Genomic DNA, 20,704 nt, shown 5'->3' on the forward strand with positions numbered 1-20,704 from the left:
TCGGGCTGACGGCGGCTACACTTGGCACATTTCCGCGCATGGCCGCGTTGTGCCGACGGGGCCGCCAATCCGCAAGAAGCCAGCTCATGATTGAAACCGACTCCCTTACCAGCGGTGCGCCCGAACGCGTCGTTGCGCCCCGCCCGCTGTCCAACCAGGAAGAAGCGCTGGAGCGTGCACTGCGCCCGAAGCAGCTCGACGACTATGTCGGCCAGCACAAGGCGCGCGAACAGCTGACCATCTTTATCGAGGCGGCCAAGATGCGCGGCGAGGCGCTGGACCATGTGCTGCTGTTCGGACCGCCGGGGTTGGGCAAGACCACGCTGGCCCATATCGTGGCGCGCGAGCTGGGGGTCAACCTGCGCCAGACCAGTGGTCCGGTCCTGGAGCGTGCCGGCGACCTGGCGGCGCTGCTGACCAATCTGGAACCGCACGATGTGCTGTTCATCGACGAAATTCACCGCCTGTCGCCGGTGGTGGAGGAAATCCTCTATCCGGCGCTGGAGGACTACCAGCTCGACATCATGATCGGCGAAGGGCCGGCCGCCCGTTCGGTCAAACTCGACCTGCCGCCGTTCACGCTGGTCGGGGCGACGACCCGCGCCGGCATGCTGACCAACCCGCTGCGCGACCGCTTCGGCATCGTGGCGCGGCTGGAGTTCTATACCGCCGACGAGCTGAAGCAGATCGTGACCCGGTCGGCCGGTCTGCTGAACGTGGATCTGGCCGATGACGGCGCCTTCGAGATCGCCCGCCGTGCCCGCGGCACGCCGCGGATTGCCAACCGCTTGCTGCGCCGGGTGCGCGACTACGCCGACGTCAAGCACGACGGCCGCGTGACCGCCGCCGTTGCCGATGCCGCTCTGGCAATGCTCGATGTCGATCCGGCCGGGCTCGACGTGATGGACCGCAAGCTGCTCGATGCCATTCTGAACAAGTTTGCCGGCGGGCCGGTCGGCCTCGACAACGTGGCCGCCGCGATCGGGGAATCGACCGATACCATCGAGGACGTCATCGAGCCATATCTGATCCAGCAGGGCTATCTGCAGCGTACGCCGCGCGGCCGCATGGCGACGGCGCTGTCGTGGAGCCATTTCGGGCTGGATGCGCCGTCCGTCTAGGGCTGTGGCAGCCGGGGCGGGGACTGCCGGTCAACAGCTGGTGTGCTGTTCCGTCGTTTGCCCGCCGGTGTTGCCGTCCGTCGCCTCGTCCCGGTTTGCCGGCGCAACCCGGGTCAGCCGTGCCAGTACACGGCTGACCGCGACCAGGCCGAACACGGCGGTCACGGTGACTGCCGAGCCATAGCCGGCACAGGCCAGTCCCTGCGGGGCGGTACCGGTGTCACAGGCGGCGCCGGCCTGCGGGCGGCGTATCGGCTCGGCCGAATACACGCACTCGATGCCGAATTTGCGCCCGGCCTCGCGCGGGAAACCGTAGCCGCGGCGCAGCGTATAGCGCAGCCGGGCACAGACGGCGTCGCCGGTCACCCGCGACAGGTCGTCGACCTGCACCCGGGTCGGGTCAACGCGGCCGCCGGCGCCGCCGCTGACCACCAGCGGGATTCGCGCCCGGTGACAGTGCGCCGCGATCGCTGCCTTGGCACGAATGTCGTCGATCGCATCGACAACGGCGTCGAACGGGCCAGCCAGCAAATCGGCAACGTTGTCGACGGTGACGAAATCCTCGATCAGCCGGATCTCGCACTGCGGGTGGATGGCGCGCAGGCGGGCGGCCATGGCCTCGACCTTGGGCTGGCCGAACACGCCGTCCAGCGCATGGATCTGACGGTTCACATTGGATTCGTTGACATTGTCCAGGTCGATCAGTGTCAGCCTGCCGACCCCTGAGCGGGCCAGCGCCTCCGCTGCCCAGCTGCCCACCCCGCCGATCCCGATGACACAGACGTGCGCCGCGCGGATGCGAAGGGCGGCATCGTCGCCATACAGACGGTTCATCCCGCCGAATCGGCGGTCAAGGTCGGGCGCGGTCATGGCAGGCAAGTTCTTGAAAAAACGGCGGATGCTAGCGCCGGTGCCGCCCCGGCGCAAGCATCGCGTCGTCTATCAGCCCGGGAAGCGCTCGCGGTCCGCCTGACGCAGCCGGGCAATTCGTCCGGCGGTGTCCGGGTGGGTCGATGCCCACTCCATGTTCCGCTGGTGCGCATCCGCCGCCGATGGCGCATGTGCGGCGTCGAGCCGGCCAAGCAGCGCGGCCAGCGGCGCGGCGTGCAGGCCATTCATATGCAGCAGCCGGATCGCGTATTCGTCGGCCTCGGTCTCGTCGTCGCGCGAATGGCGCAGTTCGAGCCAGGTGGCCGGCAAGACCGCCAGCAGGCTGGAGAAGTCGCCGAGCCAGAAGGCGAATGCGCTGCCGACCACCGTGGTCTGCACCATCTGCCGCAGCGCGTGTCGCCGGTCGACGTGGCCTGCCTCGTGCAGCAGCACACCGATCAGCGCGTCGTCATCGCGGCTCAGGGCCACCAGTTCGTCGGTCATGACCAGCGTGCCGCCCGGCAGGGCAAAGGCATTGGGACCGATGTCACTGGCGCGGAACAGCAGCGGCCCGGCCCCGGCCGGCACACCGTCCAGCGCGGCGAAACGCGCCCGCAGCGCCGCCTGCCGGCTGGCCGGCAGCGTGGTCGGACGCATCAGGCTGCGATCGAGCAGGTCGAGCGTGGACGCATCCATCACCGTCGTGACCGAATCCGGCACGGCGGCGGCCAGTTGCGCCGACACCCATGGCAGGGCGAAGCGGTAGCCGCCGACGATGACGGCGACCATCAGCAGCAACGCCAGCAGCGCGGCCCGCCAGTGTTGCTGCCAGCGGTCGATGCGGCTGGTGCGCATGCCGGCCTGCACCAGCAGCCGTTCCAGCCCCTGCTGATCGTCGACTTCGCACAGGCTGCCGTCGGGAAAACCGAGCTGGCGCGGGGCATGACGGTGGGCATCGGACAGCTGCACGCTGCGCGGTGCGACCTCGAAGGCGATGCCGTCGCCCTGCACCTGCAGCGCGCCATGGCGGAACGACAGCACCACCGCGCGGGCCTGCGCGGTCTTGCCGTCGAACAGACGGGCATCGACCCTGGCCGGGCCGGCCGGATCAGAGACTGATATCGATGTCATACCAGTCCGTCATGGCGTCGCCAAGCGCAGAAACACCTTGCGTCTGGCCGGCGGCGAAGCTGTCGAGCGGCACGCTGGCGGCCACGCTGACATGCTGCAGCCGGTAGCGCAGCAGACGGATGCGGGCGAACGGGTAGAACAGGCCCAGAGTGACGATCATGCCCAGCAGGTTGGTGACCAGAATGGCCAGCAGCGGCAGCGTGCGCACGTCGCTGCGGAAGCGCAGCGCGTCGTCGCCGAGCGTGGTGCCCGACCAGACCAGGTTCTGCAGCGATGCCACCATGAAGGCGTTGATGGCGAAGATCCCGGCATAGGCCGGCAGCGCGATCATCAGCAGGCTCGACACGGCCGGCATTTCCAGATTGCCGCCATCCAGCAGGATCGAGGTCAGCGTGGCGACAATGACGCCGGTGACGATCAGCATGCCGATCACGGCGAACATCAGTCCGTACACGCTGCCGGTGCGCAACCGGATATGGAACGGGGTGCTGCCGTAGCGGGAGTGCTCATGCTGGTATTGCTTGAAGCGCTGGTAGGCGATCGGCGCCAGCAGGCCGCACGAGACCAGGGCCAGCACCGGCCACAGCAGCAGCGTCCGGTAGGCGCCAGCCAGCCGGCCATCGAAACCGAAGCGCAGGCCGCGATGGCTGGTATAGGCCATGCGGAAGCTCAGCGAGCGCATGATCAGCCAGGGCAGGACGGCGACGAACAGTGCGCTCAGTACCAGCGACAGCAGCGGCAGGATGCCCTCCAGCACCTGCGTCACCACCACCAGCGCGAAGACGATGATGCGGCCCTTGAGGATGGAGAGCGGGTTGCCGTGATAGTCGAAACCGTGGCCGTCCAGCTGCGTGTTGCGGTACAGGTAACGCAGCGTGCGCACCTTGGCCCAGGCGGAATAGATGCCGAGGGTGAGGATGGACAGGAACAGATTGACGATCCAGATGCGGAAATATTCGCTGCCGGTTGCGGTGAAAGTCAGCGGCGTGGCGTCGGCCATCGGTGCGTCGTCGGGTATAAAGGTCATAATTTGCATGATTTTTTGATCGAAACGGCATGGTAGCAAGGCTTGCGGCGCTCCGGGATCGGATGAGTCCTAAATTGCGCGGCCGGCGCTTGACAGCGTGCAGCCGGGTGCCGACCATCGCGACCCTGTCCGTTACCGTCGATAAAACGCCATGCCGCGTGCCGATCTCCTGCTGGTTGAACTGGGTTTTGCCTCGTCGCGCACTGCCGCGCAGCGGCTGATTGCCGCCGGGCGCGTCAGCGTCGCCCGCCATGATGGCGCCCATGTCCTGAAGAAGCCGAGCGATACGCTGCATGCCGGCGACGATATCGTCGTCACGCCGGACCCGGCCGACCGCTATGTGTCGCGTGGCGCGCTGAAGCTGGCCGGTGCGCTGGCACAGACCGGCGTGCGTGTCGACGGCGCGATCGCGCTGGATGTGGGCCAGTCGACCGGCGGCTTCACCGACTGCCTGCTGCAGGCCGGTGCGGCACGGGTGGTCGGCATCGACGTCGGCCACGGCCAGCTGCATCCGCGCATTGCCGCCGACCCGCGCGTGGTGGCTTTCGAGGGCATCAATGCCCGTGCCCTGGACCTCGACGCCATTCGTGCCGCGGCCGGGGCCGGGCATGTCGACCTGATCGTGTGTGACGTGTCCTTTATCTCGCTGACCCTGGCGTTGCCGCCGGCCCTGCCGCTGCTGGCGTCCGGCGGTGTGCTGCTGAGTCTGGTCAAGCCGCAGTTCGAGGTCGGGCGTGACGGCGTCGGCGGCGGCGGCATCGTGCGTGACGAGAGTCTGTACGCCGGGGTGGAAACCCGGATTCGTGCGTTGCTGGCCGAACACGGGCTGCAGGTCCTGCACTGGCTGGACAGCCCGATCCTTGGCGGCGACGGCAACCGTGAATTCTTCGTGGCAGCCGTGCGCCACTGAGCGCACGGCGGTCATTGCCGCCGGCTAACCCGGCGTGCCGCGCAGGGCGGTGACTTCGTCCGCCGTCAGTTCGCGCCACTGGCCTTCGGCCAGGTCGCCCAGTGTGACCGTGCCCACGGCAACCCGGTGCAGCGCTTCGACGCGATTGCCGACGGCGGCCAGCATGCGCTTGACCTGGTGGTAGCGGCCCTCGCCAATGACCAGCGTCAGCCGGCGGGCGTCGACGCGTTCGCACTGCCGCGCGGCGACCGGTGCCGGATCGTCGCGCAGCACCACGCCGCCGAGCAGCGCGTCGATCTGCGCGTCGTCGATCTCGTGCCGGCAGGTGACCAGATAGGTCTTGGGCACGTGGTGGCGTGGCGAACTGATCCGGTGCAGGAGCGGTCCGTCATCGGTCAGCAGCAGCACGCCGGTGGTGTCCTGGTCCAGCCGGCCGACCGGCTGGACGCCGCGTGCGGCAAACCGGGCCGGCAGCAGCGAGAACACGCTGTCGTGGGCCTGTGGCTCGCGCGAACATTCATGGCCGGCCGGCTTGTGCAGCAGCAGGTACAGCGATGCGCGCCAGACGGCGGCTTCGCCGTCCACGGCATGGTGCAGGCCATCCGGCTCGAAGGTGGCTGTCGGGCGGGTGACGATTTCGTCGCCGACGGTCACTCGTCCGGCGCGTATCCACTGCTGGCACTGCTTGCGACTGCCCCAGCCCTGGCTTTGCAGCAGGCGGTCGAGCTGCATCAGACCCGGGCGAGATTGCGGAAGGCCAGCGCCGCCTGTCTGGCGGCTTCAAGTGCGGCGGCCAGGCGTTCGTTCGGGACCGGCAGGGACGGGGAAGGTGACGGGATCGGCGAAGTCATGGTGCAGTGCAGTAAAAAGAGTGGCGCGGAGCATAGCGCTCCGGGCGGGCCGCGGCAAGCAAGAGGTTGATATGTCAGCGGTTTTCTGTTGCGATTACGCAACCGCGTGTGTCATTGCACAGAAAGGGCGAGGCGACGAACGGCATATTCTCACTACCGCCTTCTATAACGAATCTGGACTGTTCCCTCCCAACTTTGCGGGACATCATGCGCAACCGGCTTTTCCATGCCCAGGTCTACCTGGCCTCCCTGTTCGTCGTGCTGATCCTGGCTGCCGGCGGCATCCTGACCTGGTCGCACTATCGCGATTCGACCCGGATGCTGCTGGATGCGACCACGCATATCTTCACCGCCTCGTCCGACTCGGTGCAGGTGCATCTCGACCAGGCAATGAGGCCGTCCGGGACCCTGTTGCGCCAGCTTGGCCAGGGACCGCTGGCCCGGGCCGGGTCGCTGGCGCAGCGCCAGGCCTCGCTGCCGGTCCTGCTGGCACTGCTGAAAGACTTTCCGCATCTGTCTGCGCTGTACGCCGGCTACGACACCGGTGATTTCTTCCTGGCGCGGCGGCTGGACAGCGCGGCCCTGCGCGAGCGTCTGGACCTGCCGGCGGAGGCCGCTTTTCTGGTACAGAGCATCGAGCACCGGCCGGATGGCGTGGCCGATGCGCGCTGGATCAGCTACGACAGCCGGGGCAATGAAATCGCCAGCCTTGCCCGGCCCGGTTATGTGTTCGATCCGCGCACCCGGCCGTGGTACCAGCATGCCGTCCACAATCCCGGCCTGCATACCATGACCGGGCCGTACCTGTTCTACACCAGCGGTACGGCCGGGATGTCGTTCGCGCGCGAAGCCGTGCCGGGCGTGGTGGTCGGTCTGGACATGGAACTCAGTGACCTGTCGGCCCTGCTGACGCGGCAGAAGGTGTCGCCGAGTGCCGAGATCGTGCTGTTCAGCGCCCAGGGCAAGGTGCTGGCCTACCGCGGCGACCCCGGCCATCCGGCGGCGACCCCGGCCGGCAAGCCCGAGCTGCCGGATCTGGACGCGCTGGGTTCGGCACCGCTGGCGGTCTTCTCCCGCCATGCGCTGAAACCCGGCGAAACCCACTTTCAGGTCGATGGCCGGGACTGGTTTTCATCATCGAGTGCGCTGGCGACCGGACATGGTCCGCCGCTGTATCTGGCGGTGCTGGCGCCGATGGACGAATTGCTGGTGGCCGCGACCCGCCAGCGCAACCAGTCGCTGCTGCTGACGGGATTGCTGGCACTGCTGTTGCTGCCGGTGTCGTGGTGGATCTCGCGCCGGGTGTCACGGCCGCTGGCCGAGCTGGCCGAGCGCACCCGGGCGATCCACACCTTCGATTTTTCGCAGTCGGCGCGGGTCCGGTCGCGGGTGCGCGAAATCGACGACCTTGGCCAGGCGCTGGAATCGATGCAGGGGACAATCCGCAATTTCCTCAATATCGGTCTGGCGCTGGTGCGCGAGCGCGATGTCGAGTCGCTGTATGCACGGGTGCTGCAGGAAACGCTGGATGCGAGCCAGGCCGGTGCCGGCGTGCTGTATCTGCTCGACGAGTCGGCCGCGCACCAGCTGCTGCCGGTCGGCAGCCGGGTGGCGGGGGGCGGGCAGCCCATCCTGCCGTGCCTGTTGCTGGAACAGTATCCGGATGCCGCGCTGGCCCGGGCCCTGGCCAGCGGCGAGACCTCGATCGAACGGCTGGCGGCCGCATCGCCGGCACTGGCGTCGTTCGGCCCCGGGCTGACGGCACTGGCCGGCACGGACGGGGTGACGCTGGTGGCGGTGCCGCTGAAAAACCGCGACGGCCGCGCCATTGGTGCGCTGGCGCTGTTTGTCGGCGAGGCGGCCAGTGCCAGCCATGAGCGGATCGCCTTTGTCGAGGCGCTGTCCGGGCTGGCGGCGGCGATGATCGACAACCAGCGCTTGCTGGCAGGGCAGAAAGGGCTGCTGGAGGCGTTCATCAAGCTGGTGGCCGGGGCCATCGACGCCAAGAGCCCGTATACCGGCGGCCACTGTCAGCGGGTGCCGGAGCTGACCAAGATGCTGGCGCGTGCGGCCTGCGACGCGAACAGCGGGCCATTCGCCGACTTCCGGCTGTCCGGCGACGAGTGGGAGGCGATTCATATCGCCGCCTGGCTGCACGACTGCGGCAAGGTCACCACGCCGGAATACGTGGTCGACAAGGCGACCAAGCTGGAAACACTGCATGACCGCATTCACGAGGTCCGCATGCGCTTCGAGGTGCTGAAGCGCGATGCCGACATCGACTACTGGCGCGGCGTGGCCGAAGGCGGTGAGGCGATGCTGCTGGCCGCCGCCTGCGACGCGCGCAAGCGCGAACTGAACGACGAGTTCGCCTTTGTGGCCGCCTGCAATATCGGCGGTGAATACCTGTCGCCGGACAAGATCGAGCGCCTGCAGCAGATTGGCGCCCGCCACTGGACCCGTACGCTGGACGATACGCTCGGCATCAGCCAGGACGAGGCGCGGCGCAAGGGCGCGCGCATCCCGCCGCCGGTGGCCGAAGCGCTGCTGGCCGACAAGCCGGAACACCTGTTCGTGCGCAAGGAAGCCGAGGTCCATGGCGAAGGTAACCCGTGGGGATTCCGGCTCGAGATTCCCGAGTACAAGTACAACCGGGGCGAGCTGCACAATCTGTCGGTGTCGCGCGGCACGCTGACGCCGGAAGAGCGCTACAAGATCAACGAGCACATCGTCCAGACCATCATCATGCTGTCGCAACTGCCGTTCCCGCCGCACCTGAAGCAGGTGCCCGAGATCGCCGGCGGCCATCACGAGAAAATGGACGGCACCGGCTACCCGCTGCGGCTGAATGGCGGGCAGATGAGCGTGCCGGCACGCATGATGGCCATTGCCGACATCTTCGAGGCGCTGACGGCCGTCGACCGGCCGTACAAGGAGGGCAAGACGCTGTCGGCGGCGCTGGCGCTGATGCGCGGCATGCGCGACGGCGGGCATATCGATCCCGATCTGTTCGCGCTGTTCCTGACCAGCGGCGTATACCGGCGCTATGCCGAGCGCTACCTGCGCCCGGAGCAGATCGACGAGGTCGACGTGGCCCGGCTGCTGGAGCCTGCCCCCGCGCCTCCGCAGGGCTAGCCGGCCCGGCAGTCCGCCAGTGCCTCGCGCGCGGCGGCGGCGTTGTCCTCGATCCACGCCCAGTCGCGCCGCTGCAGGTGGTCGCCGGTCGCGATCCAGCCGGCGCCGATGGCGGCCACGCCATCCTGGGCGATAAAGCTGTCGGCATTCAGCGCGTCGACGCCGCCGGACACGATAAAGCGCAGGTCGGGCAGGGCCTGGTGGAAGGTGGCGACCTGGGCGACGCCGCCCTGGATCGGCACCGGCCCCAGCCGTACCCGGCTGAAGCCGGCTTCGCGGACCGCCATCGCTTCCGAAATCGTCGCCACGCCGGGCAGGTAGAGGACGCCGGCGTGACTGCGCGCCACGGCCTGCAGGCTGGGCGTGCTGCCGGGGCTGGAGATGAAGCGGGCCCCGGCTTCGACCGCATGGGTATAGGTGGCGGCGTCGATCACGCCGCCGATGCCGACGACCATCTGCGGGCACTGGGTGGCGATGGCGCGAATGGCGGCCAGGGTGTCGGCGCCGTGCCAGCGCAACTCGACCAGCGACAGGCCGCCGGCGCTCAGTGCGCGCGCCAGCGGGACGGCGTCGAGCGGGTCCGGCAGCGACACTTCGGGAATCAGCGGTACTCGGGCGAAATGGGCGTCTAGCGGCATGGGCGCATCCTGGGTTGGCATGAGGGGCCGCGCGGGGCGGCGGGCTGTTCGCATGGTGAGGGCGGCCGGCCCGGTTACAATACGGTTTTGACCCGTTGCCCGTCTGCCGGATGACTCTCTCTTCCCACGCTGTTACAGCCCGCATTATCGCGCCCGTCGCGCCGCTTGCCCATGTCCGCTGAGGCGCCGCTGATCCATTTCGAGACCCGGGGCCAGGGCTCTGACGTCGTGCTGCTGCATGGCTGGGGCCTGCACGGCGGCGTCTGGGACCGGATTGCCGACCGGCTGGCCGAACAGCATGCCGTGCATCTGGTCGACCTGCCCGGCCATGGGCTGAGCCCGGCCCCGACCCATGCCACGATCGACGCGGTGACCGGGCGGATTGCCGACGCTTTCCCGCTGCCGGTGCACGTGGTCGGCTGGTCGCTGGGCGGTCTGGTCGGCCAGCACTGGGCGGCGACCCGGCCCGATGCCGTGCGTTCGCTGACGCTGACTGCCACCAGTCCGCGCTTCGTGCGTGCGCCGGACTGGCCGCATGCGCAGGAGGCGGCGCAGATCGAGGCGGTCGGCGCCAGCCTGGCCACGGCGTTCGATGCCACGCTGACCCGCTTTCTTGCATTGCAGACCCTGGGTTCGGACTCGGCGCGCGAGACGCTGGCGACGCTGCGTCGCGACCTGTTTGCCCACGGCCGGCCGCAGGGGCTGGAGGCAATGCTGGAGGTGCTGGTCCGCAGCGACCTGCGTGCCGGTGCGGCGGCCATCGCCTGCCCGACCCTGTTGCTGTTCGGTCTGCGCGACGCCATCACGCCGATCGGCGCCGGCCGCTGGCTGGCCGGGGAGATCGCCGATTCGCGGCTGGTCGAGTTTCCGCGCGCCAGCCACGCGCCGTTCCTGTCGCACGAGGCGGATTTTCTCGCCGCGCTGACGACGTTCCTGGCGGAACATGACTGACCCGACCGTCCGTCCCGTGGTGGCTTGGCATCCCGGCCGGCTGCCCCCATCTACCCGCGTTATGGTTTCCGACAATGCGCATATTCGCCCGTCGCGGGCAGGCTGAATCCGATGAGCTCTGAATCGTTCTACACCGACAAATCGCGCGTCCGCGCCTCGTTCGACCGTGCCGCGCGCAGCTATGACGGTGCCGCCGTACTGCAGCGCGAGGTGTCGGACCGCATGGCCGGCCGCCTTGACCTGATCCGGCATGCGCCGGGGGTGATCCTCGATGCCGGCAGCGGCACCGGCTATGGCGCGGCAACCCTGCGCGACCGCTATGCCGATGCGCGGGTGGTCGAATTCGATCTGGCGCTGTCGATGCTGCAGGCGTCGCGCGCCAAGCAGATGCCGGCCGGCCTGCTGAAGAAGCTGTTCACCCGGGCGCCGGCCCAGGTCTGTGGCGACCTGGAAAACCTGCCGCTGGCGACCGGCTCGGTCGATATGGTCTGGTCGAACCTGGCCGTGCAGTGGATGAATACGCCGGACCGGGTTTTCGCCGAATTCCACCGCGTGCTGAAAGTCGACGGCTTGCTGATGTTCTCGACACTCGGTCCCGACACGCTGAAGGAACTGGGCGCCGCCTTTGCCGGTGTGGATGCCGCTACCCACGTCAACCGCTTCATCGACATGCACGATCTGGGCGATGCACTGGTGCGTGCCGGCTTTGCCACGCCGGTCATGGACATGGAAAAGATCGTGCTGACCTATGACGACGTAAAAGGCGTCATGCGCGACCTGAAGGCCATCGGCGCGCGCAACGCGACCGAGGGCCGCGGGCGCGGGCTGATGGGCAAGCATGCCTGGGCACGGGTCGAGGCCAACTATGAGCAGTGGCGCCGGGAAGGACGGCTGCCGGCCACCTATGAGGTGGTATACGGCCATGCCTGGCGACCGGCCGCAGCGCCGAAGCGCAAGCTCGACGATGGCCGGGACATTGTCGAGTTCATGCCCCGACGTCCGGCGTAGAATGGCCGGACGTCAGCTTCCCTTCACCTGCTTCCTTCACGCTGGCGGCTTTTCGCCGCCCGGTCTGCCCATCATGCAACGCCGTCGTTTCCTCGCCGCTTCCCTGTTCCTGCTGCTTTCCGCCTGCGCGACCACGCCGCCGCCGGAGCCGGTTACCCCGCCGGCGGCACTGCCCAAGCCGCGCATTGCGCTGGCGCTTGGCGGTGGTGCGGCCAAGGGCTTTGCCCATATCGGCGTGATCAAGGTGCTGGAAGCGCATGGCATCCATGCCGATATCGTCACCGGGACCAGTGCCGGCAGCGTGGTCGGCAGCCTGTACGCGGCCGGCTACAGCGGCTTCCAGCTGCAGAAGGTGGCCCAGCAGCTCGACGAGGCCGACCTGCGCGACCTGACCGTGTCCAGCCAGGGTTTCATCAAGGGCGAGGCGCTGCAGGCCTACGTGAACCGGCTGGTCGGCAATCGCAATATCGAAAAGCTCGGCAAGCCGTTTGGCGCCGTTGCCACCGACCTGTCGTCCGGTCGCCGGGTCGTGTTCCGGCGCGGCAATACCGGCCAGGCAGTGCGTGCGTCGTGCAGTATCCCGAATGTGTTCATCCCGCCGGTGATCCAGGGGCGTCGCTATGTCGACGGCGGCCTGACCAGCCCGGTGCCGGTCTCGGCCGCGCGGGAAATGGGCGCAGACCTGATTATCGCCGTGGACATTTCCGCCCGCGCCCGCAACGGCAAGGCCGAAGGCTTCCTCGGCCTGCTCGACCAGAGCGTGACCATCATGGGCGAGCGGCTGCTGAACCAGGAGCTGAAGGATGCCGACGTGGTGATCCACCCGTCGGTCGGCCAGATCGGCGGCGCCGATTTCGACGCGCGCAACCGTGCCATTCTCGAAGGCGAAAAAGCCGCGCAGCAGATGATGCCGCTGATCCGTGCCCGCATCGATGCCAAGGCGCGCGAACTGGCTGCCGCGCAGGCGGCAACCCGGACCGTCTCCCGCTAGCGTCTGGCCCCGTGGCCGCATTCCGGGCGACAATCCCCGTTTTCCCCTTCTAGCAAAGAACACGACGCCATGATCGGACGCCTTGCCGGCACCCTGCTGGAAAAACACCCGCCCCAGATTCTGATCGACGTCGCTGGCGTCGGTTATGAAGTCGACGTGCCGATGAGCACCTTCTGCCTGCTGCCCGCGCCCGGCGCGGCGACCACGCTGTGGACCCATCATGCGGTGCGCGAGGACGCGCAGCTGCTGTACGGCTTCGCCAGCCGCGCCGAGCGTGAAGTGTTCCGCCAGTTGATCCGCATTTCCGGTGTCGGCGGCAAGCTGGCGCTGGCGCTGCTGTCCAGCCTCAGCGGTGACGAGCTCGCGCTGGCGGTCGAGCGCGACGACATCAAGGCGCTGTCGCGCGTGCCCGGCATCGGCAAGAAAACCGCCGAGCGGCTGATCCTCGAACTGCGCGGCAAGCTGGTTGCCTCCAGCGGCGTGCCGTTGCCGATGGTCGCCGGCAATGCCGTCAGCGAGATCGACCCGCGCGACGACATGGTCAACGCGCTGCTGGCACTGGGCTACAACGCCCGCGAGGCTGATGCCGCGCTGAAGGGCGTGCCGGCCGGCACCGACGTCGGCGCCGGTATCCGCATGGCGCTGAAGGCGCTGGCAAAGGGCTGAGCATGAAGTGGCCGGGCTGGATCGCAGCGGCGGTATTCGTCGCGGTGGCGACAGGACTCAATACGCCGCAGATGGCCGCGCTGGACCAGTCCGTCTTCCGCGGGCTGGCCGCTGCGCCGGCGCCATTCCTGTCGTTCGCCTATGGCTGGGATCTGGCAGGCAAGGCGCTGCCGACACTGGGCATCGCCGCGCTGGTGGCGGCACTGGCCTGGCGGGCCGGCCGGCAGCGCGATGCAGGGTTCCTGATGCTGGCTGCTGCAGGGGCCTGGGGCGTCAATGGTGCGCTGAAACTGGTGGTCGAGCGCCCCCGGCCGCCTGGCATGGCGGATGTCGGTACCTTCGGCAGCTCGTTCCCGAGCGGTCACGCGATGGGCACGACCGCCCTGTATGCCGCGCTGGCCTGGCTGCTGGCGTCCCGCCTGCAGCGTCCGGGCGCGCGGATCGCCGTCTGGCTGGCGCTGGCGGCCTGGCTGACGCTGACCGCCCTGACCCGGCCGGCGCTGGGCGTCCACTACTTCAGCGACGTGCTGGCCGGCACCGCCGCCGGGCTGGCCTGGGTGGCGCTGTGCGTGAGCTGGCATGCGCGAAGCATGGGAAACGAATGTCAATAATCATATGCCAATTCAAATGGCATTAATGGTTTTTTTGCCACAGTAACCAGCCACACATGTTCCGCAACTTTTGACTGAATCTTTCCTTCTGTGCAGTCTGGATTCGCCACTCTATTCCGAGAGGCAATTTCGACCGCAATGGAGGTTTGAAATGAAAGGCATGGAAAACACGGGCCAGGCGATGGCCAGTCATGGGGCCAATACGGAGGCCACTTCCGCAATGGAAGCCGGAAATGTCCGTACGCTGGCGGGAACGCTGATGCGTGAACTTGCTCCGTCCGAGCTGGATCTGGTGGCGGGTGGTGTATTTGCGTTTGCTGGTGCTTCCCAATATCGAGGTGGGGGTGACGTAATTATTATGGCTTGACCTGAGTCGATCGCCTCTGTCCTTTGCCATGGATGGGGGCGGTCAGCCCGTGGGGTTTTCTCATTATGGCAAAGAAAATTCTGATTATTTCCCACCCGCTGGATCTGCATGCGGCAGCGGTGTCCTTTTCGCTCAAACTGGCCGGCCACCAGGTTGAAATCTGGTATCCGTCCGAGTTTCCTGCCTTCCAGACAGTGACGTACCGTATTGATGCGCAGGAGGCGAGGCTGGAAATCGGCGAGGCAGAGGCATTGCATCATGCCTTCGACGTGATCTGGAACCGGCGGCTTGCCGCCCCGGCCATGGCGAATCATCTGCATCCCGCGGATGTGGAAGCGGCGGCCAGGCAGAGCCGCTGGTTTCTTGAATATCTACCGGACTTGCTGCCGTCCGCCCGCTGGGTCAATCCTTTTGCAAGCTGGCGCCGGGCCGAATACAAGCCGCTGCAACTCCGGATCGCAAGGCAATGCGGATTCCGGCTGGCACCCACCCTGATTTCAAATAGCCCGTCGCGAATCACTGCTTTCTTTCATCAATATGCCGGGCAGGTGGTGGCGAAGCCACTATTGCCTGAATGGAGGGAAATGCACAATGGTGGCATTCGCGCCCTGCATGCCGAAGCCTTACTGGAATCGCATCTTGAAAATGTGCAGCGGCTACAGGCCATGCCTTACGTGTTTCAGCGAAAAATCGATATTGATTACGAGATCCGGGTCACCGTACTGGGTCGCGAACTGCTTGCCGCCCGGATAGCGCGCAGCGGCAATCCGGACGTGTCGGATCTGCATCTGGACACCACGACGGCGGCGTGGCTTGCGTTGCCGCGCAAGCTGGAACGCCCGTGCCGGGCCTTGATGTTGGCCATGGAGCTCGAGTTCGCCTGCATCGACCTGGCCGTGGACCGGTCGGGCATGGTGTTCTTTCTTGAGGTCAACCAGGCCGGGCAGTTCCTCTGGCTTGACCAGGCCTTGCCGGGTCGCAATGTGTTGCGCCGCTTTTGCGCGTTTCTGACCGGGAATGACGGGGCATGGCTGGATCGTATCCGGTCTTTCCCGGACACGCTGGCCTGCCACGAATTCAGGGATGCCTTGCGGCATACCCTGCGGACGACCCGGAATCATGAGGGTCTTTTACCGGCGACGGCGGCGGCAAGCCTGCGCCAGTCGTGAGTGATGGAGGTTTGCATGACCACATCGATCCGTAGCGCCCCCCGATACGAAGCTCATGGCCGCGGTCGGCAGTTGCAGGCGCTGCCCGACACGCTGGCCAGGCTGCTTGAGTGTCTGGTCAATCAGCCGGAACCCTTGTGCCCGGGTCTGTCGCCCGATGGGCAGACGCTGTTCCATCTCCGGAGAGAGGACGCCGGGGCGTCCCTGATTGCCAGGGAGGTGGCCCGCGGCCTGGAAACCGTGCTGATCCGGCAGGACGCCTCCCTGTTCGCGCAGTACCCTTCTCCGGATGGCCGGTACCTGGCTTTGGGTGTGTCGCCGGGCGGCATGATTCATGAGTCTGTCCTCGTCATGGATCTGGCCACTCGGCAGATACAGTCGGTTCAGACCAGTCAGGACGCAATCTGCAGGGTGGCCGGCTGGTTGGATACCAGCAGCCAGCTCGTGGTCTGGACAGACGGCTTTGCGAAAATGACCTGCGGGCTTTATGTGATTGAAGATGATGGGGCATGGAGTATTCTGTTTGCCGCGCCTGGGGGTAGCCGACTGGCTGACGCTTCTCGCGATGGCAAGCGGGTATTAGTCATCCATTGTCCCCAGCGTGGTCAGGTGCATTTGTACGAGGTCGTTCTTGCGACGCGACAAGCGAGGCTGCTGACGCCGCTTGAACCTGAGGCGGAAGTGGTCTTTGCCCACTATTCGGGATGCGGGAAATACATCCATGTGGTCAGCAATCTCGGGGCTGACCGCCATTATCTGGGCACGATTCAGGTCGGTACCGCGCAGCCGGTGCTGCCAACACCGCTGTATGCGAGGGACGACGCGGATCTGAGCTGGTTTGCCCCGCTGGGGCAAGGAACGGCGGCGGTCATGCGCTGGACGTCTGCCCGTTCGGATGCGCTAGAGACGGTCAGCATGGTGGGGCCGGTGCTCAAGTCGCTGGGCTCGCGCGAATTCGCCAGTATCCCGGGCCTGTCTGTCGCAAGCCAGGCGGCACGGATTGCCGTGTGCGCCGAGCGTGCCTCGCGACCGGCCTCCATCGAAGTGAGGGATCTCATGTTACGGGTGCAGGGGCCTGAAAATCCGAATGCCGCCCTTGCTGGTTTCGTGATGCAGGAGCCTGAATTCGTTGAATTCAGTGCCCACGATGGGCTGCTGCTGTCCGGCTGGCTGTACCGTGCGCCGCCGGCGGAGGGCCAGGCGCCGCGGGTCGTGCTGTATTTTCACGGCGGGCCCGAAACGCATGAACGCGCCGAATTCAGACCGCTGTTCCAGACGCTGCTGGCGGCCGGCATTTCCGTGTTTGCACCCAATGTCAGGGGCTCGACTGGACGGGGCCGCCACTTCAGTGAACTCGACAATGGTGCGCTGCGTCGGGATGCGCTTCTGGATATCGGCAATTGTGCCGAGCTGATGCTGGCGCATGAAATTGGCCTGCCGGGCCGACTCGGCATCATGGGGGAATCCTATGGCGGTTATATGACGCTGGCTGGCCTGGCCGCCTTCCCTGAGTACTTTGCCGCCGGAGTCAGCATCTGCGGGATCAGCAATTTCCTGACCTTTTTCGAGCGGACGGCGGTCTACATAAAAGAGATCTCCAGGCGCGAATATGGCGATCCAGACACCGAGCGGGACATGCTGAAAGCGCTGTCGCCCTGCTACCGGTTTGCGTCTGTCGAGGCACCGATTCTGTTCATTCATGGCGAGAACGATGGCAACGTGCCGTATACGGAATCGCTGGAGGCCTTCCGGACCCTGGTCGGGCTCGGCAAGGACGCGGGTCTGTTGAGCTTCCCGGGAGAGGGGCACAGCGTCTCCGGCAAGAAAAACCAGATAACCGAGCGCGACCATACGGTCCGGTGGTTTCTGCAGTTCCTGTAGGCCATGCGACTCTTCCGCGCCGCGGTCCTCGTCCACGATGACACACGACAGTACGGACGTATCGTGCTGGCGCGGCCAGTGAGTTTTGCCTGGCTGACCGGGCTGTTTGTCGCCATCGCCGTGTCGATCGGGCTGTTTCTGGCCGGGTTTTCCACCACGCGCAAGGTTCAGGTCGGCGGGGTGCTGCTGCCGCGCGACGGGTTGATCGGGGTGCTGCCGGCACAGTCCGGCAGGGTCATGGAAGTTCGGGTGCGGGAAGGACAGGAGGTGGCGGAAGGGGATGTGCTGTTCGTGCTGGGCAATGACCGGACCAGCGCTACCCGGGGAGAAGCCGGGGTGGCGATGACCGAGCTGCTGACTGCGCGACGCGACAGTCTGGTCCGGGAACGGCAGTGGCTCGATCGGCAGGCGATGCAGAAGCACACGGCCCTGCGGCGGCGGGTGAGCGAGTTGACGCACGAGCTCCGTCGAATCGATGCGCAGATCGCCTTGCTGCGCCGCCGTGTTGATCTGGCCGGGCAGTCCGTGGCGCGCAGCCGCGAACTGCTGCTGGCCGGTTTCATTTCCGCCGCGGGTGTGCAGGATGCGGAATCGGGATGGATAGACCAGCAGGCCCGGCTCAGTGACTTGCAACGTATCCGCGCGTCTGTGCTGCGCGAGCGGGATACCGTGCGGGCCGATCTGGATGATACGGTCATACAGGCGCGACGCGATGCGGCTGCCGTGCAGCGGCAGGCGGATGGCGTGGAGCAGGACCTGACCGAGAACGAGGCGCGGCGGCGACTGCTGGTGCGTGCGCCACATACCGGCAGGGTCAGCGGCATGACGGCGCAAGCGGGCCAGGTCGTGGCGGCGGAGCAGTCGCTCGCCTGGCTGCTGCCACGGGACTCGCGGCTGGAGGCGGAGCTGTATGCGCCCTCGCATGCGGCAGGCTTCGTCAGACCGGGCATGGTCGTACTGATTCGCTATCAGGCCTATCCCCATCAGAAATTCGGCCAGTTTCGCGGCATGGTGCGCGAGGTCTCGCACAGCCCGATCAGCGGGAGGGCGCCACTGGACCGTGGCGAGCAGGATGAGCCGCGCTATCGCATCCGTGTGACGCTGGCCCGGCAGCACGTGACCGCATATGGCCGGCCGGAAGCGCTGCGGCCGGGCATGAGGCTGGAGGCGAGCCTGTTGCTCGAACGGCGAAAGCTCCATGAATGGGTGCTGGCGCCGCTCTACAGCTTTCATGGGCGGATGTGATGCGCGTGCCGCTTCGGCTCGCCTTCTGGCCGCGCCGGCGCCTTCCCGTGGTGCTGCAGACCGAAGCCGCGGAGTGCGGGCTGGCCTGCCTGGCCATGGTGGCCGGCTTCTGGGGGATGACGCTGGACCTGCTCAGCCTGCGCCGCCGTTTTCCGGTATCCCTGAAGGGCGTCACGCTGAAAGGGTTATTGGCTATGGCTGCAGGGCTGGGTTTTCAGGCGCGTCCCCTGACGCTGGAGATGGCCGGTCTGCCGTACCTGAAGCTGCCGTGCGTGCTGCACTGGAACATGAACCATTTTGTGGTGCTGAAGGCGGTGGGGCGCGGGCAGGCGCGGATCCACGATCCGGCCGTCGGTGAACGCCGGCTGTCCCTGGCTGCAGTTTCCCGGCAGTTCACCGGCGTGGCGCTGGAGCTGGCGCCGGGGTCGGCATTCCGGAAAGTAGAAGCAAAACGGTCGTTTACCCTGCGCTCGCTGATGGGGCGGATAGAGGGACTCGGATGTGGGCTCGGGCAGATGCTGCTGCTGGGGCTGGCGTTGCAGGTGTGCGCGCTGGTGCTGCCGTTCTATCTGCAATGGGTGGTTGACGAGGTGCTGGTCTCGTCGGACCGCGACCTGCTGACCGTGCTGGGCTCGGGCTTTCTGTTGCTGGTACTGCTGCAGACCGCCATTGGCGGGGTCCGCAGCTGGGTGACCACGGTGCTGGCCACCAGCCTCCACTTCCAGTGGCTGGGCAATGCGTTTGCCCACTTGCTGCGTCTACCGCTGCCGTGGTTCGAAAAGCGTCATCTTGGCGACATCGTCTCGCGTTTCAGCTCCATCCAGCACATCCAGCAAAGCCTGACGACGCAGCTCGTGGAAACCCTGCTCGACGGTCTGCTGGTCATCGTCACGCTGGGGATCATGGGGATGTACAGCGCCGGTCTGGCCATGGTGAGCCTGATCGCCGTCGCGCTGTATGTGTTGCTGCGCCTGGTCCTCTTCCGTGCGCTGAGGGATGCCACCGCCGAACAGGTGCTCCATGCGGCCCGGCAAAATACCCATTTCATTGAATCGGCTCGCGGCGTGCAAAGCCTGCGGCTGTTTCATCGTCAGGAAGTGCGTCGCATTGGCTGGATGAATATCCTGGCCGAACAATTCAATGCCGACCTGCGCGTCGCCCGGCTGTCGGTCTCGTGTCAGACCGCCAGCACCTTGCTGTTCGGTGCGGAGCGGGTGGTCGTGGTCTGGCTGGCCGCGCTGGCGGTGATGGACAACCGTTTTTCCGCCGGCATGCTGTTCGCTTTCCTCAGCTACAAGGACCAGTTCAGCCAGCGCATGGCTGCGCTGATCGACACGCTGTTCGAACTGCGCCTGCTGCGCCTTCATGGCGAACGCGTGGCGGATATCGTGCTGACTGAGCCGGAGCCGGAGCGGAACGGGATGGAAACCGACCTGGCCCGGCTGCCGATGACGCTGGAGATCCGTCGTCTGGGGTTTCGCTACGCCGACACTGAGCCTTATGTGCTGAGAAACATCAATCTGCACATTCCCGCCGGTCAATGCCTGGCCATTACCGGTGCCTCGGGCTGCGGCAAGACCACCTTGCTGAAGCTGATTCTGGGTCTGCTTGAGCCCACCGAAGGCGAGATTCTGGTCGGAGGCATTCCGCTCGGACGGTTGGGTCTGAACAATTACCGTCAGCTGCTGGGGACAGTCATGCAGGATGACTCGCTGTTCGCCGGCTCGATTGGCGACAATATCTGCTTTTTCGACCCCCAGCCGGACCCCGGGCGCATCCGGCAATGCGCCGAACGGGCAGCGATCCATGAAGACATCATGGCCATGCCGATGAATTACCACACGCTGGTCGGCGATATCGGAACCGGTCTGTCCGGCGGACAGAAGCAGCGCGTGCTATTGGCTCGGGCCCTGTACAAGCAGCCCAGATTGCTGGTGCTGGATGAGGCGACCAGCCATCTGGACGTGGAAAACGAACGACGGGTCAACACCGCCTTGCGCGGCATCGACATGACCCGCATCCTGGTGGCTCACCGGCCGGAAACCCTCGCCATGGCCGAACGTGTCGTTATTCTCGAATCACCATGAAACATGGCCCCGGCTTTTCGAGCCTGGGGCCATGTCTGTCATGCC

18 protein-coding genes are annotated in these 20,704 nt (G+C 66.5%); 13 read left to right on the forward strand and 5 right to left on the reverse strand.

Annotated features, from left to right (window positions below; all coding sequences use genetic code 11):
- Positions 1–86: 86 nt before the first annotated feature.
- Complete coding sequence (ruvB, locus tag ACYVG8_RS11410) at positions 87–1,121, forward strand: Holliday junction branch migration DNA helicase RuvB (RefSeq protein WP_028498658.1); 1,035 nt, start codon at positions 87–89, stop codon at positions 1,119–1,121.
- Between the two features lie 30 nt (positions 1,122–1,151).
- Here the strand turns inward: ruvB and ACYVG8_RS11415 are convergent, their stop codons facing one another.
- The 3 genes from ACYVG8_RS11415 to ACYVG8_RS11425 all read right to left on the reverse strand — a co-directional run bounded on the left by ACYVG8_RS11415 (position 1,152) and on the right by ACYVG8_RS11425 (position 4,149).
- The gene (locus tag ACYVG8_RS11415) at positions 1,152–1,991 is read right to left on the reverse strand and encodes a tRNA threonylcarbamoyladenosine dehydratase (RefSeq protein WP_051528733.1); all 840 of its coding nucleotides are present in this window, start codon (positions 1,989–1,991) and stop codon (positions 1,152–1,154) included.
- Positions 1,992–2,063: 72 nt separating this feature from the next.
- Positions 2,064–3,122 (reverse strand): M48 family metallopeptidase, encoded by a 1,059-nt coding sequence (locus ACYVG8_RS11420; protein ID WP_107888951.1) that lies wholly within the window; start codon positions 3,120–3,122, stop codon positions 2,064–2,066.
- Positions 3,100–4,149 (reverse strand): YjgN family protein, encoded by a 1,050-nt coding sequence (locus ACYVG8_RS11425; RefSeq protein ID WP_460745836.1) that lies wholly within the window; start codon positions 4,147–4,149, stop codon positions 3,100–3,102. Before ACYVG8_RS11425 ends, ACYVG8_RS11420 begins: the two co-directional genes overlap by 23 nt.
- 151 nt (positions 4,150–4,300) lie before the next feature.
- Between ACYVG8_RS11425 and ACYVG8_RS11430 the strand changes: the two genes are divergently transcribed.
- On the forward strand, positions 4,301–5,059 hold the full coding sequence (locus ACYVG8_RS11430) for a TlyA family RNA methyltransferase (protein WP_107888950.1): 759 nt from the start codon (positions 4,301–4,303) through the stop codon (positions 5,057–5,059).
- A gap of 24 nt (positions 5,060–5,083) precedes the next feature.
- Here ACYVG8_RS11430 and ACYVG8_RS11435 read toward each other — a convergent pair whose 3' ends face one another.
- Positions 5,084–5,791 carry a pseudouridine synthase gene (locus tag ACYVG8_RS11435; protein WP_028498654.1) on the reverse strand — a complete coding sequence of 236 codons (708 nt, stop codon included), beginning with the start codon at positions 5,789–5,791 and terminating at the stop codon, positions 5,084–5,086.
- A gap of 326 nt (positions 5,792–6,117) precedes the next feature.
- On the opposite strand from ACYVG8_RS11435, the gene ACYVG8_RS11440 reads away from it, so the two are divergent.
- On the forward strand, positions 6,118–9,045 hold the full coding sequence (locus ACYVG8_RS11440; RefSeq protein WP_107888948.1) for an HD domain-containing phosphohydrolase: 2,928 nt from the start codon (positions 6,118–6,120) through the stop codon (positions 9,043–9,045).
- Here the strand turns inward: ACYVG8_RS11440 and ACYVG8_RS11445 are convergent.
- Positions 9,042–9,683: a bifunctional 4-hydroxy-2-oxoglutarate aldolase/2-dehydro-3-deoxy-phosphogluconate aldolase gene (locus ACYVG8_RS11445; protein ID WP_028498653.1), complete on the reverse strand. Its 642-nt coding sequence runs from the start codon at positions 9,681–9,683 to the stop codon at positions 9,042–9,044. The genes ACYVG8_RS11440 and ACYVG8_RS11445 overlap by 4 nt on opposite strands.
- Positions 9,684–9,854: 171 nt before the next feature.
- On the opposite strand from ACYVG8_RS11445, the gene bioH reads away from it, so the two are divergent.
- The 10 genes from bioH to ACYVG8_RS11495 all read left to right on the forward strand — a co-directional run bounded on the left by bioH (position 9,855) and on the right by ACYVG8_RS11495 (position 20,659).
- A complete protein-coding gene (bioH, locus tag ACYVG8_RS11450; RefSeq protein ID WP_331638769.1) occupies positions 9,855–10,634 on the forward strand; it encodes a pimeloyl-ACP methyl ester esterase BioH in 780 nt (259 codons plus the stop codon).
- Positions 10,635–10,745: 111 nt separating this feature from the next.
- Positions 10,746–11,642, forward strand: a complete 897-nt coding sequence (gene bioC, locus ACYVG8_RS11455) for a malonyl-ACP O-methyltransferase BioC (RefSeq protein WP_028498651.1) — start codon at positions 10,746–10,748, stop codon at positions 11,640–11,642.
- A 73-nt stretch (positions 11,643–11,715) separates the two neighbouring features.
- Complete coding sequence (locus ACYVG8_RS11460; RefSeq protein ID WP_028498650.1) at positions 11,716–12,633, forward strand: patatin-like phospholipase family protein; 918 nt, start codon at positions 11,716–11,718, stop codon at positions 12,631–12,633.
- A 69-nt stretch (positions 12,634–12,702) separates the two neighbouring features.
- A complete protein-coding gene (gene ruvA / locus ACYVG8_RS11465; protein ID WP_028498649.1) occupies positions 12,703–13,299 on the forward strand; it encodes a Holliday junction branch migration protein RuvA in 597 nt (198 codons plus the stop codon).
- Between the two features lie 2 nt (positions 13,300–13,301).
- On the forward strand, positions 13,302–13,910 hold the full coding sequence (locus tag ACYVG8_RS11470) for a phosphatase PAP2 family protein (RefSeq protein WP_460745839.1): 609 nt from the start codon (positions 13,302–13,304) through the stop codon (positions 13,908–13,910).
- Positions 13,911–14,061: 151 nt separating this feature from the next.
- The gene (locus ACYVG8_RS11475) at positions 14,062–14,277 is read left to right on the forward strand and encodes a hypothetical protein (protein ID WP_112692007.1); all 216 of its coding nucleotides are present in this window, start codon (positions 14,062–14,064) and stop codon (positions 14,275–14,277) included.
- 65 nt (positions 14,278–14,342) lie between these two features.
- Positions 14,343–15,446: a hypothetical protein gene (locus ACYVG8_RS11480; protein WP_146745003.1), complete on the forward strand. Its 1,104-nt coding sequence runs from the start codon at positions 14,343–14,345 to the stop codon at positions 15,444–15,446.
- Between the two features lie 15 nt (positions 15,447–15,461).
- Positions 15,462–17,327 (forward strand): alpha/beta hydrolase family protein, encoded by a 1,866-nt coding sequence (locus ACYVG8_RS11485; protein ID WP_460745842.1) that lies wholly within the window; start codon positions 15,462–15,464, stop codon positions 17,325–17,327.
- A gap of 3 nt (positions 17,328–17,330) precedes the next feature.
- Positions 17,331–18,572, forward strand: coding sequence for an HlyD family secretion protein (locus ACYVG8_RS11490; RefSeq protein ID WP_107888943.1), 1,242 nt, complete (start codon positions 17,331–17,333; stop codon positions 18,570–18,572).
- Positions 18,573–18,577: 5 nt separating this feature from the next.
- A complete protein-coding gene (locus ACYVG8_RS11495) occupies positions 18,578–20,659 on the forward strand; it encodes a peptidase domain-containing ABC transporter (RefSeq protein WP_233495172.1) in 2,082 nt (693 codons plus the stop codon).
- Positions 20,660–20,704: the final 45 nt, after the last annotated feature.

It is taken from the genome of Microvirgula curvata (genome assembly GCF_054781615.1).

Excerpts from the sequence above, each read along its gene's own strand:
- ACYVG8_RS11480 (WP_146745003.1), top strand. The coding sequence starts at position 14,343 with ATGGCAAAGAAAATTCTGATTATTTCCCACCCGCTGGATCTGCATGCG.
- ACYVG8_RS11490 (WP_107888943.1), top strand. The coding sequence starts at position 17,331 with ATGCGACTCTTCCGCGCCGCGGTCCTCGTCCACGATGACACACGACAG.
- ACYVG8_RS11485 (WP_460745842.1), top strand. The coding sequence starts at position 15,462 with ATGACCACATCGATCCGTAGCGCCCCCCGATACGAAGCTCATGGCCGC.
- bioC (WP_028498651.1), top strand. The coding sequence starts at position 10,746 with ATGAGCTCTGAATCGTTCTACACCGACAAATCGCGCGTCCGCGCCTCG.
- ACYVG8_RS11425 (WP_460745836.1), bottom strand. The coding sequence starts at position 4,149 with ATGACCTTTATACCCGACGACGCACCGATGGCCGACGCCACGCCGCTG.
- ruvB (WP_028498658.1), top strand. The coding sequence starts at position 87 with ATGATTGAAACCGACTCCCTTACCAGCGGTGCGCCCGAACGCGTCGTT.
- ACYVG8_RS11475 (WP_112692007.1), top strand. The coding sequence starts at position 14,062 with ATGAAAGGCATGGAAAACACGGGCCAGGCGATGGCCAGTCATGGGGCC.
- ACYVG8_RS11460 (WP_028498650.1), top strand. The coding sequence starts at position 11,716 with ATGCAACGCCGTCGTTTCCTCGCCGCTTCCCTGTTCCTGCTGCTTTCC.
- ACYVG8_RS11440 (WP_107888948.1), top strand. The coding sequence starts at position 6,118 with ATGCGCAACCGGCTTTTCCATGCCCAGGTCTACCTGGCCTCCCTGTTC.
- ACYVG8_RS11415 (WP_051528733.1), bottom strand. The coding sequence starts at position 1,991 with ATGACCGCGCCCGACCTTGACCGCCGATTCGGCGGGATGAACCGTCTG.
- ACYVG8_RS11445 (WP_028498653.1), bottom strand. The coding sequence starts at position 9,683 with ATGCCGCTAGACGCCCATTTCGCCCGAGTACCGCTGATTCCCGAAGTG.
- bioH (WP_331638769.1), top strand. The coding sequence starts at position 9,855 with ATGTCCGCTGAGGCGCCGCTGATCCATTTCGAGACCCGGGGCCAGGGC.
- ACYVG8_RS11420 (WP_107888951.1), bottom strand. The coding sequence starts at position 3,122 with ATGACATCGATATCAGTCTCTGATCCGGCCGGCCCGGCCAGGGTCGAT.
- ruvA (WP_028498649.1), top strand. The coding sequence starts at position 12,703 with ATGATCGGACGCCTTGCCGGCACCCTGCTGGAAAAACACCCGCCCCAG.
- ACYVG8_RS11435 (WP_028498654.1), bottom strand. The coding sequence starts at position 5,791 with ATGCAGCTCGACCGCCTGCTGCAAAGCCAGGGCTGGGGCAGTCGCAAG.
- ACYVG8_RS11430 (WP_107888950.1), top strand. The coding sequence starts at position 4,301 with ATGCCGCGTGCCGATCTCCTGCTGGTTGAACTGGGTTTTGCCTCGTCG.
- ACYVG8_RS11470 (WP_460745839.1), top strand. The coding sequence starts at position 13,302 with ATGAAGTGGCCGGGCTGGATCGCAGCGGCGGTATTCGTCGCGGTGGCG.